At 54.7% G+C, this 14,309-nt stretch carries 13 protein-coding genes; 7 read left to right on the plus strand and 6 right to left on the minus strand.

The features are described 5' to 3' along the window. Nucleotide 1: 1 nt before the first annotated feature. The 5 genes from J7392_RS09050 to J7392_RS09070 all read left to right on the plus strand — a co-directional run bounded on the left by J7392_RS09050 (nt 2) and on the right by J7392_RS09070 (nt 6,568). Nucleotides 2-1,846, plus strand: coding sequence for a TniQ family protein (locus tag J7392_RS09050; RefSeq protein ID WP_209217242.1), 1,845 nt, complete (start codon nt 2-4; stop codon nt 1,844-1,846). 491 nt (nt 1,847-2,337) lie between these two features. Next, a complete protein-coding gene (locus tag J7392_RS09055; RefSeq protein WP_209217243.1) occupies nt 2,338-3,387 on the plus strand; it encodes an AAA family ATPase in 1,050 nt (349 codons plus the stop codon). Between the two features lie 83 nt (nt 3,388-3,470). Beyond that, the gene (locus tag J7392_RS09060) at nt 3,471-3,923 is read left to right on the plus strand and encodes a DUF6634 family protein (RefSeq protein ID WP_209217244.1); all 453 of its coding nucleotides are present in this window, start codon (nt 3,471-3,473) and stop codon (nt 3,921-3,923) included. Between the two features lies 1 nt (nt 3,924). Next, entirely contained in the window at nt 3,925-4,176 is a 252-nt protein-coding gene (locus J7392_RS09065) for a hypothetical protein (protein ID WP_209217245.1), read from the plus strand. A 274-nt stretch (nt 4,177-4,450) separates the two neighbouring features. Beyond that, nucleotides 4,451-6,568, plus strand: a complete 2,118-nt coding sequence (locus J7392_RS09070; protein WP_247744518.1) for a J domain-containing protein — start codon at nt 4,451-4,453, stop codon at nt 6,566-6,568. Nucleotides 6,569-6,703: 135 nt separating this feature from the next. Here the strand turns inward: J7392_RS09070 and herA are convergent, their stop codons facing one another. From herA to J7392_RS09090, 4 genes are all read right to left on the minus strand, one after another. Further along, nucleotides 6,704-8,458: an anti-phage-associated helicase HerA gene (gene herA, locus J7392_RS09075; protein WP_209217246.1), complete on the minus strand. Its 1,755-nt coding sequence runs from the start codon at nt 8,456-8,458 to the stop codon at nt 6,704-6,706. Next, nucleotides 8,455-9,783, minus strand: a complete 1,329-nt coding sequence (locus J7392_RS09080; RefSeq protein WP_348540694.1) for an SIR2 family anti-phage-associated protein — start codon at nt 9,781-9,783, stop codon at nt 8,455-8,457. The genes herA and J7392_RS09080 overlap by 4 nt, the downstream gene beginning before the upstream one ends. Before the next feature lie 238 nt (nt 9,784-10,021). Next, nucleotides 10,022-10,354 (minus strand): hypothetical protein, encoded by a 333-nt coding sequence (locus J7392_RS09085; protein WP_209217248.1) that lies wholly within the window; start codon nt 10,352-10,354, stop codon nt 10,022-10,024. A 132-nt stretch (nt 10,355-10,486) separates the two neighbouring features. Then, nucleotides 10,487-10,825: a hypothetical protein gene (locus tag J7392_RS09090; RefSeq protein WP_209217249.1), complete on the minus strand. Its 339-nt coding sequence runs from the start codon at nt 10,823-10,825 to the stop codon at nt 10,487-10,489. A 400-nt stretch (nt 10,826-11,225) separates the two neighbouring features. Between J7392_RS09090 and J7392_RS09095 the strand changes: the two genes are divergently transcribed. After that, nucleotides 11,226-11,948, plus strand: coding sequence for a hypothetical protein (locus J7392_RS09095; RefSeq protein ID WP_209217250.1), 723 nt, complete (start codon nt 11,226-11,228; stop codon nt 11,946-11,948). A gap of 165 nt (nt 11,949-12,113) precedes the next feature. Next, nucleotides 12,114-12,461, plus strand: coding sequence for a hypothetical protein (locus tag J7392_RS09100; protein WP_209217251.1), 348 nt, complete (start codon nt 12,114-12,116; stop codon nt 12,459-12,461). A gap of 218 nt (nt 12,462-12,679) precedes the next feature. Here J7392_RS09100 and J7392_RS09105 read toward each other — a convergent pair whose 3' ends face one another. Both J7392_RS09105 and J7392_RS09115 read right to left on the minus strand, forming a co-directional pair. After that, a complete protein-coding gene (locus tag J7392_RS09105; protein WP_209217252.1) occupies nt 12,680-13,141 on the minus strand; it encodes a toll/interleukin-1 receptor domain-containing protein in 462 nt (153 codons plus the stop codon). A gap of 696 nt (nt 13,142-13,837) precedes the next feature. After that, a complete protein-coding gene (locus J7392_RS09115; RefSeq protein ID WP_114293441.1) occupies nt 13,838-14,302 on the minus strand; it encodes a hypothetical protein in 465 nt (154 codons plus the stop codon). Between the last annotated feature and the right edge of the window lie 7 nt (nt 14,303-14,309).

Raw genomic sequence — 14,309 nt, forward strand, 5'->3', positions numbered from 1 at the left:
CATGACAATGCTCCCTACGCTTCCTATGATCAGCAATGAAAGTCTGACGTCCTATCTGAACCGCGCCGGAAGTTTCCATGCCGATATGGATGTCTTCAAGTTTCTGGCTTTTATTGGGCTTTCTCAGGGGGCTGCCATGGCCCCCAAAGAAGACACAATGGATAGATTGTCGTTCCTGTTGGGGTTGCCAATCGATGAACTAGAGAAAATGACTTTCGTGCCGCTGGGTGATCGAATGCGTCGGTTCTGCGGCGAGGTGGTACATTCCGAATTCGCCAACTTGGAAAAGACCAGCTTTTGCCCTGCCTGTTTGCTCGAAGATGGCAGTCCTGACAGTCCCTCCACCGGGCATCGGGCCGGAAGGATTCATTGGCGGATCGAGCATGTTCGTACCTGCCCGGTACATGAGATCGGATTGGTGCGACGCAAGAACGCAAACCATACGGAGAAGTTTCAACTGATGTCCGCTGTCGCACCTTGTGACGAGGCGTTGTCCTCAATGGTCAGGAGTGCCCCCAAACAAAGAGTGTCGAAGCTCCAGACATATATCATGGAGCGATTGGCGGGCAGGGCGGGACCGGCATGGCTTGACAGTCAACCGATTGATCTGGCCGCGCGAGCCTGTGAAATGCTGGGTGTTATTCTCTCAGCCGGAACGCATGCGAACTTGAAGCTGCTGACCGATGTTGAATGGAACGATGCGGGGCATGTCGGTTTTGGCTACGCTTCGCGAGGAGAGAAGGGGGTTTGGGAGGCCCTGCGATTGGTTGTTGATCGCTTTGAACAGGCTGATCTGCGTGGTGGTCCGCAGAAAGTCTTCGGACGCCTATATCAATGGTTGCAGTTCAGCAAAAACAAAAAGGCGGTTGGTCCTATCCGTGATGTTGTGCGTGAGTTTGTCTTGGATAATTTTCCAATTGAAACGGGCAGCGATCTTTTTGGAGAGCCAGTTGAACAACAGCGTGTGCATTCCTCTTACTCCCTCGCGAATCTGACCGGAGATCACCCTAAAACCATCAATCGCGCAATGGTCTTGTCAGGATTAATGGAAGGGAACCCTGATAAGGTATCTGCGAGCAAAGTATTTGATGCAAAGGCCGGTGAGGCCATTATGGAGCGAATTCGGACATCAATTCCGGTCAAGCATCTGCCTGAGTTTCTTAACTGTAACCGCGTTCAGGCTCAGCAACTTGTGTCTACGGGGGTGATCCCACGCCTAATTTCCGACACTAAAAACGTCAATGGTTTGCTGAGACAGGTCGCACTAAAGGATGCAGATGCTTTCCTCGCGCGATTTATGGGGGCGGCAAAACGGGTCAAGCGGGCATCCGCGGGCGTAACGGATGTCGTGTCGGCTTCGGAAGTAGCGCGCTGGCCGGTCATTGATATCGTGAATGGGATCTTGACGGGGTTGTTTGGCACGATTGAGCTGGTTGAACCAAGTTTGAAATTCAAGGGCATCCTTGTCGACCCAGTGGAGGTTCGCGAAGCATTGTCGCGTGAAAAGTCGCAGGGCCGCGTCGGTCTTGATCAAGGTGCGCGGATCATTGGCATGCCCAACCATGGCCTTTCGGCATTGGCCAAGATGCGCAATGCTCATGGGGCTCCTTATGTGGTTGAGCATTTCGAGGAGAACTCGAAGGGTGCTACGATCCGGTTGTTTGATGCGGAAGCTCTTGAGAGTTTTCGGCTCGAACATGTTTCATTGAAAGAGATCGCAGAGCAGCAATCGTGTTCTTCCAAGGTTATGAAGATGAGATTGGATGCTCGTGGGGTGGTGCCATTGGCACCTAAGTTTGAGCTCGGCCGAGTCTGGTATCGGCGTCGGGATTTGCCAACCTTCTAATCCAGAAACAATCCCCAACTCAATCCAGGTCGCCGTTGGGCGGCCTTTTTTGATGCTTTTAAGAAATTTTTTTGGCAGTTTTATACTCACCCGACTGGCACTTTTGCCTGCGGGGCCTCTTAAAAAGTATAATGAAATCAATGACCTTTTATCCGGAGTGTCCCTCAATTGGCCGTAATTTCATGTGAGACCCGGCATAAAATGACCATCTTCCAAGAAATTTGACCATTCCGACACAGATCAAATGACCACCGCCAACCCGGGTTGGCGGTGGTTTCTTTTTATTTCAAATACTTAAGATCGTTGCGTCGGTTTGCGCCGACTGACTTTGGCGTGGGCTCGGGGAGTGCCCGGGTGCCGTTGACCTGGGAAGCGCCATGTTCTCATAACGTTCTCAAGGACCCGGATCCTCTGACTGAAACCCCTGGCAGCCCCGCGCTGCCGAATGCTGGCCGCCTGTGGATGGCGGAGCGGCTCAGAGAGGACACCCAATGCCCCGAATACCGTTTGCCGATGTCAGGTTCCCTCCCGAAGACCTGCCAACTGAGTTCGAGCTCAATACGCGCCTGAAACGTTTCCTGTGGCGTTACAGGGAAAACATGGAGAATCCTCCAGATGATTTGGGCTTGTCGGAAGAGGACCGCGCGAAGATAGAACACCGAACACAGAAATACCTCCGCGCGGTCGCGAACCAATCCGGGTTGGCGCACCTCGACAGGAAAGACCGTGCGCGGCTCGAGGTTTTTCGGAATGGTGCAATGCTGATGCCGGTCGAGACCGAGCACCACGCTGACGAGATCGCCAGCGCCATTCACACCGCCATGCCGTGGATGGCCCCGGCCACCGATCGTCTTTGGCGGGACATGCGCGCTTCGGTCCGCAACGGCGATCCTGCGCCTCTTGTCCAGCCGATGCTCCTCGTTGGTCCGCCAGGGATCGGGAAAAGCCACTGGGCGCGCCTACTGGGGGACCTACTCTCCGTTCCAACGACAATCATCGAAGCTACAGGGGAGCCTGCCTCGTTTGCTGTGACGGGGTCTCAACGAGGCTGGGGATCGGCGAGCCCGGGTAAGGTTTTGGAAGGGATCATGGCGTCTCAAATAGCCAATCCTGTGATCGTGATTGACGAGATAGAGAAGGCTGGGGATGTGCAGTCATCGGGCGGTCAGCGGTTTTCTTTGACCGAGGGTCTTTTGCCGCTCCTTGAGAGGACTACCGCGCGTCACTGGTCATGTCCGTACTTCCGCATCGGCTTCGATATGTCCTGGATTACCTGGATCCTGACAGCCAATAGCCTGCGTGGTCTGTCAGCACCTTTCTTGAGCCGCTGTCCACCCACGGAACTGGCTGCCCTGACGCAAGAACACTTGATCGGATTTGCCGAACGGGAAGGAGCGCGTCGCGACCTTCCTCAGGATGCCGTTGATGCGGTCAAGGAGGTCATCGAGGCCATCCGGACTCCGCACCACGTCAGCCTGAGATCGGTCATTCGAATGCTGGATGCTGTCGAGCAGGCAATGAACCGCCCTGTGTTGCACTAAGAAGAATTATCGCGAGGGGATGGCAATGCCCCCCCAACCGCCGTCGTCCATCAAACACGCCTTTTTCAATTTGGGAGTTCCTCGTGAACAAGAAACCTGCGCAGCCCCACTGGGCCAAAAAGATACGTTCCGCCATCAAAGCCGCCGATGGTGGCCCTTCCGAAACTAACCTCGCCGAGGCACCTGTGCTGAACTACTGGCGACCCCACGTATCTCGCCACGGCGCACCAATCCTTTGGGGTATGGTGTCGGGGCACCCGACACTTGCGAGCGGTTGGATCACGACCTCACAGCTTGTCGCGATTGACGCCAACCGGGGATGGGCACGCACGGCATCCCGGTGGTATAAGCTGGGTCGCCATTTCTCCGACTATGAGAGGTCCATAGCCATGGGGCTCGGGATGGAAGAGGTACCTTCCGGATTCGTGCAGATCGACGTGCCTGGGTGTCAGCCGCTCGATGACTTGTCGTTGCTTGATGAACTGTTGGGTGCCTGGCGAGAACGTATCGTGTTCAACGCCAAGGGGGAGGGCTGACATGCGCGACGAGGATGGTCCCAAGTACTTCGATTTCGAGGAGCGGCAACGGCAGAAAGCTCGCGCTCGGCAACGCGACGAAGAGCGGTTGGAACGTGGGAAGATTTCCCCCGCCGAGTTGCAGCGTGAGAACATGCCGTTTCGAAAACTCAGGCGCGACCGGGTGGCGATCTACAGAAGCAAGAAGACCGGCGAGTTTGTATGGATGTCCTTTGAGCGGAAGCGGGGTCCCGAAGGTAGCAATGAGGATTGACGATTGCGCACAGGAGCCTGCCGCTGCTCGGGGTGTGACAGGTCCTCGAGCATGAGGTGTAACAGGGCGCGGCGACGCGGCCCCTCCCCGCCGCGTCGCTGCCTTCGGTGATCCCGCGCTCTGGTAGGTAGATGGTCCGAGGCTATTCTGCCTCCCAGCCGGGGGCGCACCCGCGCGCCCACTGCGTGTGAACGTCTCCGCTGGGGGCCCGGAAGATTGACATGCGGAAATTAGGATGCGCCAATTGCCATATAGAGGTCAGGCAGTTGGGTTCATGATGTTCGGCACTTTGAAGAAACTTTTCGGCGCGGGGAAGACTACAGTGCGTGATGAGGAGGTCCCCGCCATCCGCGAAACGGCCGACTCAGGCGGTGAGCGCCAGAGCCGCTTCGAGGACTTCGAACGGGAAACGAGGGAGCGTCTTGAGGCACAATCCCATGAGATGCCGGGGCAGGCTTACTTCAGCCAATTGCAGGCCCTGCAGGAGAGTATATCAGATCGCAGGTACACGGACGCGGCAACTGCAGCGCGCAAGAGCCTGCCGCTCATTCGCAAGTGGCTTGAGGATATCAGGGGCAACGGCAAGAGGCTCAGCCTGAACATGCCCGCGCTTACTCAGGGCGGCACCATGCTGGCCATCACCGGCGACCGGAAGGGACTGGCGATGCTGCATGATCTGGTATCGGAATTCGATCATCTCGAGGAATACCGCGCTGATGCCGAAAAGCATCTCGCCGCCATCGACCTCTTCGACGCCATTCGCAAAGCCGTCGCAGCAAAGCCTGGCATCCTGCAGAACAAGATGAAGTCGGAGGTGGGCGCCGAGGATGGCCGCCTTGTTAGCAACCTGATCTCGTGGCTGGAGAAGGCTGGCGAGATCACCCGCGCCAAGAACGGAAAGACCTACGCGCTCTACGTAGATGGCATCGAGATGAGCGCCAAGGACGCTTCGGCAGTCTACACCGAGCCGCCGCGCCCCGGGTCTCACCAGGCCAGATCCAAGCCGGGGAAGCCCATCGAGCTCAACCTCGAAAAGCTGACCTTGGTGCCGCTGCCACCATCTCCGGAGGCCTGGACCAGTCAGGTTACGCTGCCTGCAACCAATGAAAAATTCGAGGATGCCGAAGGCGCTTGGCGTGAACTCACTGTAGAGGCGATCGCGCCCGGGGATCGCCCGGACCCTGCCTTCCGAAAACACTTCACCACACGTGGCGGTGTCCTTTCCTTCGATGATCTTGCAAAGTCCGAGGCAAGCATCGGTGCGCCGGGCGCAGTGATGTTCACCTCCGAGCAGGGCGGCCCCACGATGATCGAACGACTGAAGCGTCCAATCTATGCGCTTGATGTCCATCCCGAGGGCCAGGGCTTCGCGACACGGTCGAAAACGAACATCCTGACCGTCTACGGCGCAGACCTGAAGGTCGATTTCGAGACCGATCTATCCGCCACGCCCGAAGTCGCAGCGGGGCGCCGCCGTCTCGATCCTGACGTGGACGGAGGTATTCTTTGGGGTGAACCCCATTGGGCGCTCAACTGCATCGCACTCAGCCCCAGCCGGGACAGATACCTTTACACGTTTGTTGATGATGCCTGGTGCATCGATCAGTGCGGAAAGCTTCTGTGGGGCGTCCGTATGCCTGAGCGCCCCGTGGAGACCTATCATCATACCTTCGAAGTGGGCGACATGGGCAGGCATACGCGAACCGCCGTGGAAATCGAAGAGGCACTGAAGGAGCTTGAGCTTGCGCTGCCAGTAACGCCGGATGAGATCCGGCAGAAATACCGAAGCTTAGCGCGTCAGCTGCACCCGGACCTCAATCCGGGTAGCGAGGACCAGATGAAGGTAGTCAACGCGGCTTACGAGACACTGACCGGGGCCAGCCACGAAGAACTGCAGGGCAAGGAAAACGCTGAGGACTTACTGACGTTCTCTGCCACCGTGACTTTCACGACCGGCGGCGGCCCTGACCGCCTTCAGGCTGCGACCTTTTCAGGGCGTGGCGACACGGCGTTACTGGGAACCACCCAAGGGCGGGTCCTGCGCATCGATGGTTCCGGCAAGCCGATCGCCCTCTACGATGTGGGCGCCGTGCCAGTCAGGATCCTGGAGACGGATCGCTATCTCTATATCCAGACATTCACCCGTCTCTACGTCCTTGAGGGCGACCGCCTTGTGGGGTTGCAGGACTGCACGACCAAATGCGACCTCCTTGTAGAGGAGGGCTTGGTCTTGCTGGTCGAGAACAAGGGTGTGCGGGTGTTGACGGAGGCGGGCAAACCGCTGGGCATCGCCCTGACCAAAGCGCCCATCCGTCGGGCTGGGATCGAGGATGGCGTGCTCGTCGTCGAAACACGAACCCATCGTGGCCGGTTCAGCAGCTTCAAGGGATAAAGCGAGTTACCCGTTCAACGACCAACCATAACAGACGGTCCGCGTCCATTTTCGGCCTGGAGATGCACTTGAGTAGGTCAGTTCAATGCTGCAGTCGAAGTCCACTTTTCTGACATTCGTACTGAGGTAATAAAATTAGCTATTCGAATGCCTTAACCCTGGCTTCTCGCGAGCATCTGCCCACTTGTCGAAAGGGGCGTCACTTGATTTCGGTGTGGGCGATGCCGTTGGAGCGATGAGGCTTACGGGCATTCTTAGGCTCTCACCGAAGGCAACGGCGTTCCGACGAGCAAGGCCAGAGATTCTTTTCACATCTCGTCTGTCCGCCCATTCGCTCGATGCTTGAACTGCCGCCAAGTCTCTATCTGATGCCAGCCGGAACGAAATCCAATTGCCGCATTGAGAAAGAACGGTTTGAGATATCTCCGAAGGACGTTGAGTGCTCAACCAAAGCGCCAATCCAAACTTCCGACCTTCTTTTGCCAGACGTTCATAAGCCAAAGAACTGCCGGTGTCGCTTTCCCCGATAGCCATGGGTCTTAGATAGTGGTGTGCTTCCTCTAACACTAAAAGGGTGGGAACCTTCCGATCTTGGCCTCGCTCGAAGATCTCAAACGCGAATAATTCCAGCAATGATCCAAGAATAAACGGCATCAGGTCATGGGCCACCCTGCGCAGATCAACAATATGCACCCTCCAGTCTGAGTTCTCATCCCCGAATATGTTTGCAACTAAATCTGAGGCCTCGCGACGCCAGTCGAGCTGCGTAGTGCAGGGCTTTCCATTCGTGTCGACTACAGCTGAAAACATAGGGTCTTCAACAAACCTGTGGATGCGGTTTATCAGCGGGGCCACATTTCCATATTGAAATGCGTTTCGCTCCCAGCCATTTCTGCCATTTGTCAGCGAATAGCTTTCCGCAACCAATGGGCCCAGAGCCTTCATCGGGGGCCAGATGGATACTTCGGGCGCAGTCTTGTTCTGTAGCGCCGAAATTCTTTCTTGTGCTTGCGTTGCATTCCCGCTTCGGCAGTCATCGAACAAAAATGGTGTGGTGTCAGTTGTTATTCCGACACCATTACCGACATCGATCCATTTGACCCGATTGAGCGATTCTAAGGCGAACATCAGTGCTGGCCTCTGCGTCTTCTCGCTTGGCATTAGGAGCCTTTGGAGGCCGTGCCGACCAAGCGCAAAGTAGGGAATTTTAAGGCCGCCCTCTCCAAGCTTTGTAGTTCTGACCCAGCCCGGCTCTACGTTTTCTGAGAAGGCTTGTTCATACTCACCGTTGATATCGAATATGACTGTCCGAGAGCCTGGAAGCTTAACAATTTGCTGAAGTATAGCGGCTGTAAAACAGCTTTTTCCCTGTCCTGAACTACCGAGAACGGCTACGTGTTTGCTTATCAGGCTTTGAATGTCCACGTGGACCGGTGCGCCGCTGCGCAACTCATTTCCCAAGTGAATCGATGTAGGCGCGTTGTCGTCGCGACCAAGAACTGTCTTTTCCTCATCCGAGATCAGCGGATAGACCATTGCCCCTAAAGCGGGGGTGGACAGTGAGTCCGACACAAATTCAAGGTCACCGGTTTTTCGCGTGAGTTTTCCTACGACGATGCCGACAACATGGCGCAAAGGTTCAGCCGAAAGTGAGCTACTTCCCATGGATCGGCGATGAACCTCATTTGGTTCAGCAAAACTGATCGATCTAACCCTCAGCAAAAGCAAGCGGTCGCCCGCATCAATCCCCAAAAGGCTGCCAATCTCCGCGACCATCGACACACCGTGAGAATGTCCTGCGACCATTCCCCGGTGGTGATCCAAGACGTTTAGAGTGATTTCCGCTCCATCAATCCGAACTACATACCCAATTGGTGAACGACCGATCATGATGAACCACCCGCATTTGGGTTTGCGGCTGCATGAAGCGCTCTTAGCCTTTCTTGAAGTTGGCGGAGGTCTTCGTTGTAGATTGATGGTTCGGGAAGGTGTTCGACAAAGCTCCCGAAATAGGCGTCTCCACCACCCCCCACAAATGTTACACGTGGGTTTTGTAGAGAAAGCAACTTTTGCGCTGCAGCTGGAAGTTTAGACACGTCTTCCAACCCGGAAAACTCGGGGAGATAGACAACCAACTGGAAAGTCGGATAGAGCAACGCTGACAAAAGTAACCTGTTTATATGCTCATCTCCAAAGCCATATCCTGACACTAATAGGGTAGACTGTGGACGAGCCAGAAACTCAGAGTATCTGCGAAACAGTTCACCAAGTACGAAGCCAACAGTTTGAATGTACTTTGCGGCACTGGGGAGAACTGTAAAAGCAAGCTTATCTGTTTCGCCTTTTGCAAAGGACCGGATTTCGCCCTGCGCCTCAGTCGCTTGAATTTCATAGAACTGTCCAGAAACTTCCTTCCAAGTCAGTGAGCCATGGAGCTTAGCCAGATAGACATTGTAAGACCCAAACTGTGCCTCTCCCTTTGCCTGAACATTCCGATATCCCAGATCGAAGCTTTGGGGTGTAAAATGGCGCGAATGGAGACCCAAGAAGCCGTTGATGACGTTCATGTCAATTGAGTCAGCCGCCCATTCAATGGCGAGATCATAGTTGGTTGTGAACAGCCAAGGAGATGATTGTCCCGGTTGCCTGGCGGACGTCAACCGCTGCAAAAGTAGCCTGTGAGCGGACAGCCTGTCCTCGCTGTGCGCGACTCCCTCTGGAGTATTCCACCAGCTTTCATCCAGAAAAGACGCTCTGACTAACGCTCGATAGATCGCAGCACGAGCCTTCTTTCCCTCAACCATCTCTATCGAGCCTGCCCGCTCCCACTCGGCCAAAGCAATTGCCAACGTGTCCAAAAGGCTCTCAACATTTGGCGTTGGAGGTTGAGGTGCGCCGGGTGGCGTTGGGGCGGGCATAGGAAGGCCGGATGGCATCGGTTCGGCTTTAGGTGTGCCGGCTGGGGTAGGGATGGCTTGAGGCGTAACGGGTGGCATAGGGGCATCTATGAACTTATTGCGGCAAAGCCATTGGTATTCGCTCGGAGATGACGCCTTAAAGTCTTCCCAAAGTTGAGCCATAGTCTTCCCGCCGCATCCTACGGACGCACCTGCCCCAAGCAAAACACCTATATTTTCCATACGTAGGAGGGTTGCTAAATGCGCCGTCAATTCAATCTCATCACTGAGAAGAACGTTACCTCTATATGCTATCAAATGAATCCCCCGGCATTATAGTTTCAAAGTCTCGTTCAGCGCGCACCTGAAAAAGCTCCGCTCTGACAAGTCTACTGCAACTTGTTCCGGTTGACACTATGCGCACGGATGCTTTCGAAGTGTTCCGGGGGCGTTGTTTGCATCCGCATCCAATGACTGCGCACGCCCTTTTTGTAGGGAGCCTGATCCATGGCGGACGATGCATCAGTCGATCTTCTGCTTTCCCAAGCTCATCGAGCTATTCACCCGTAGCCTCACCTCTGAGAATGTCCAGCGCCTTGACGACATCATCGACCCTGTAGTGCGCTCGACCATCCACCATCGGAATGTTCGATCCCATGCAATTCTCCTCAATGATCTCGACAATCCTCTCAGGGAGGTGTTCTGGATCGACAGGCTGTCCAGCCCCGAGCGCAGCGCGAATGATCGACACCGTGACCAGCGTATTCGCATAAATCTCATCAGCCTCGGTCAACTTTCTTGGCATCTTCGGTCCCCGTCGGGGCTCAGGAGGGCCGATGAAGCTCTCTTGCTTGCGCCGGATGTCATCAAAGGTGGGGCGGTCACTCATGAGCTGTCTGTCGCTTCTCCATGGTAAGCCTTGACGCCAACGCCATCACGGCAATGATCTTGGTATTGGCGACCAGGTAAATGTTGTCAGTCGTGCTCAGGGTATGTCCTATGGCAGCTTGCCGCCATAGGCCTATTCATCCCCGAAATACTTGTCGGCCTCCCCAACACCGAAGGTCTCCAGTGCTTTGCGGTCCAGTTCCATGCCTTCCGGCCGAACCAACACATGCGGGATGAACGGACCGTTGTAGTCCATCACAGGCTGGCCCTGATGGGTACGCAGCTCCCCATTCGCTTCCTGGGCCAACATGATGTAATCAAGGAGGTACTGAACGCCATCGAACAAGGCGCTGCGCTCTTCCGCGGGAAGGTCAACGATTGTCTTAAGGTCGATCACCTGGTTCATCAAATCGACGAACTCCTGTTCGGTGAAGTTCTTGGGACGTTGCTTGGCGAAATCGGAGAGGTTCATAGGGATGGCCTAACATTCTTAAGGGTGGGTGTGGTCTTTCGGGTATGGTCGAAATTGATCGTCGGTCGTTTCACGCCCGAAAGTATGTATAGGGCGCGCCCTGTGGCAAGTGGTAATTCGAGGATTTATCCATTTAAGCCACTGTATTTGTTGCGAAAAGTAGAGCATCTGTTGATGCTCGCATTGTTCGTTCGTGTCACTCCGCCATGCGGTCGATGCTCTTGGCCATCGGAGGGGTGCGGAGTATGAGGAGACCTAAAAATCTGAAAAAACAAAACCTTGGGGTGACGAGCGGTATGAAAGCCGAACTGTTGACGGGGCGGTGCGTGGCCATTGGGGGTGGTAGATCTACATGGAAATGTGCCTCGTCAGCTTCCGTCGATGATGCGAGAAACGATCCATGATCGATTTTCGCAAACTCACTGACGTCGAACCCGCCCTGCAGTTGTCTCCGTTGCTCCGGGCTGCACACCGCACCATGCAGTATGCTACCGAGAACAATGGCATCGGCCTGACCGCCACGAAGGCATTTCAGCGCAAGTTCGTCCATTGGGCCGTGGAGCATGTCGACTGGCCAGGGTACGGGCCCGCGGAGGCCTTCAGCGTCAGCAAGGTAGTCAACGAGTACGAGTTTCCGCCGATCCAGGTCGTGCATTTCTTACTTCTGCAGCTTACGCTCGGGCGTCACTACAAGGGGAAATTCCTTTTGACGAAGAAGGGGAAGGATTTGCTGAATTCCCCGGGGGTGCTGTTCGACCAGTTGATCTTGTTCTTCCTGCTGGAGGTTGACCACACTTCATATAACCGCCTGGATGAGCGCCCTTTCGGGACATGGGATGTCTGGCTGAACGTGATGAATGTCGAACTGGAGCAGGGGCTGACGGAGAGGCAGCTGTATGGTCTGTTCTATGGGGATGGGCCGGATTGGGACAATGCCGGGTGGCGGGAGTTAGCGGCGTTCTCCAGCTACGTTCTGAAGCCCTTGGAATGGGCTGGGCTGATCTCGGTCCATGAGGTTGAGGGTGGCAGTCGGCGGGACTGGATGTGCTTCAAGACGGCGCTTTGGGGCGAGGTGTTGCGACTCGAAACGGATGAAATGGATCTGAAGACTACGCAGCACTGATACTTAGGTTATGGCTGCAGCTGGCTGAAGAGTAATTTCTATGTAGTAAGTATTTCCCGGTATCCCAGTAGACCTGAGTGGGTTATCCACATCTGAATTTCTTGGACATATATGTGGGCGATCGGGGTCGTGCTATCATCCTGTCAACATCGAGAGGATAAGAGCATGAGAAAGATTGCGGCAATTATTGCCTTCGCAATATCGATTATGGATGCATCGCAATCAGGCGCAGAAGAGTCTGGTCAGACCGTGGCCTCTGACCGTAGAGATGACTCTATCTCATGTGAGCTCTATGGAGAAGCTGCTGCCACTTTTATGAGGTCGAGTCAGGACGGCGTACCGCTTTCAGGGCTTATTAGAGTCTCTGGCATTCAGAGAAATACATTAACCTACAAGATTTTGCTTATGGCCTATGAGCAGCCACGGTTCTCGACCGAAGTGTATCAGAGAGAAGCAATTGCAAACTTCCGCAATGGCGTCGAGTTGGCGTGCTATACGGGGTGGAAAAACTGATACCGTCGCACGCTTTTCTCTTGGGGGCAGGTGGAAAGGGTAGAGTCAAAAAATTTCCGTCTACTATGGTTGTGCATTTCCAAATTATCTTGCCCGGCCCTCGCTGGCCAGGCCGTAGGAACGTTGCGCCCGCTAGCTGAAAACTCGCGCTCAGCGAGGGTGCTCGGGTGCAATCCTATAAAATCTGATATAGCCAGATTTTCAACCAATGCGCCTGATCAGCGCTGGATACTCTCAAGGAAGGTGCCTCTCTCGGCGCGAGGATCGAAGACGGCGTAGGCACTCTTAGTTGGAGAGGAACCATGCTCAATTCGGCGATAGAGGTCCAGATACTCGTTCCCGTGCGTCTTTCCTGACTGATCAGTTGTTGGGATTATTAAGATTCTGGATATTGGCTTCACTCCGTCTGCGTAGCCGATTTCCCAGGGGCACCATCTGCTTACCATTGAGTTCTGGGTGGCCAGGAAGAGGAACCAGTCCAGCTTCAGGATCTTGTCCTTAATCTTTTTTGCAGTTTCGCGGTTGGTGCTCGTAGGCATGCTTTCATCCTGCCAGTCGACGTACACATTCCAGCCGTTATCTCGCAAAAACGCCTGAACCCTCCTGACGAGTTCATAGTCCTTGTGGCTGTGTGACAGAAAGGCGGTTTGGCGGTTCTTTTCCAGGGCTTCGTTGATCACACGGCTTCGGTCTTGGAACGCTGGTTCCGCCCTGTAATTCATGATTGTCGATTGGTTTACCATTTACCGCCCAACTATACTTGCTGCATTCCTGACCCAACTTCCGAAGTTGTCGCTCCCCCTGTGTGCGACGTAACAATAGTGCAGGGCATAATTGCTGAGCTTGTGGACAACATTTCCTGCGGGGACAAACCAAGTTTCAGGTGGCGTGACTACCTGCTGATAATCCTGGTACCGGTACCACTTGTTTGTCTTCAATTCTGCCAAGCGGATCTGACCAAGATTGTCCCTGTAGAGCCCCATGTAGTCCAAAGGGTTCGGGCCCTGTGTTGCTTGATATCCAAGTCTATCCCGCAGACTCGATATGTTGACCGTCAGAAGGCCATTTCCCTTCAAGACACTTCGGGCGATTTCATAGCGAACCCATCTCCGTGCGTAGGTCTGTTCACCTGCCAAGACACATGTCACCGAAGTGTTGGAAATCCCGTTTCGAATGAGATTTTTAAGTGAATCATCACTCGTCCGCTTCGCGCTCTCCCAGATGCTTGCGTCGTAGAATCCGAACCCTTCACGAGTGTCTGGTTTTGCGTAGCGCCACGAATTCCTAACTTGGTTCACACGCCAGATGTCGTTTTGGTAATGGAACGAAAAGAACACTCGTCTCTTGACTGGTGTGGGTGAAAACATGGGTGAGTGCTATGCTCCGCAAAAAATAATGGATGCGACGACTGCCAGGGAGATCAGAATCGCGAGATAAAAGATGGCAACGGACCAGCTGATCGCAATTCTAAGTGCGACACCGAAGTGGGACATGAATGCCGTTGCGTCGAGAGAGTAGGGTTCTACCTGCTCACCCGTTCTGACCTTGTCGTAGAGCTTACGATAGGCCCGCTCAATGCGGAGATACTGGGCGTCCATGAGCCAGAACATAAAGATTGGTATCAGCGCAGCGACGGCGTAGAAAACCGACGGTTCGCTGGAGCTTGCCAAAGCGGCGATAGCTGCACTGCCGAACGTGGCCGCCAAGGCCTTCAAGGTAAATGAGTTCGCGCCCATCCGAGTAATGACACCTTGCAGCATGGTAAGGTGAGCAATCTTGATGCTTTCAAGATGTTCCGGCCCGTGGCTCGGCTCACTTTGTGGATTATCCTCTTGCGTCATAACTGCC

This window comes from Sulfitobacter sp. R18_1 (assembly GCF_017743915.1).
Classification (GTDB): Bacteria; Pseudomonadota; Alphaproteobacteria; order Rhodobacterales; family Rhodobacteraceae; genus Sulfitobacter; species Sulfitobacter faviae.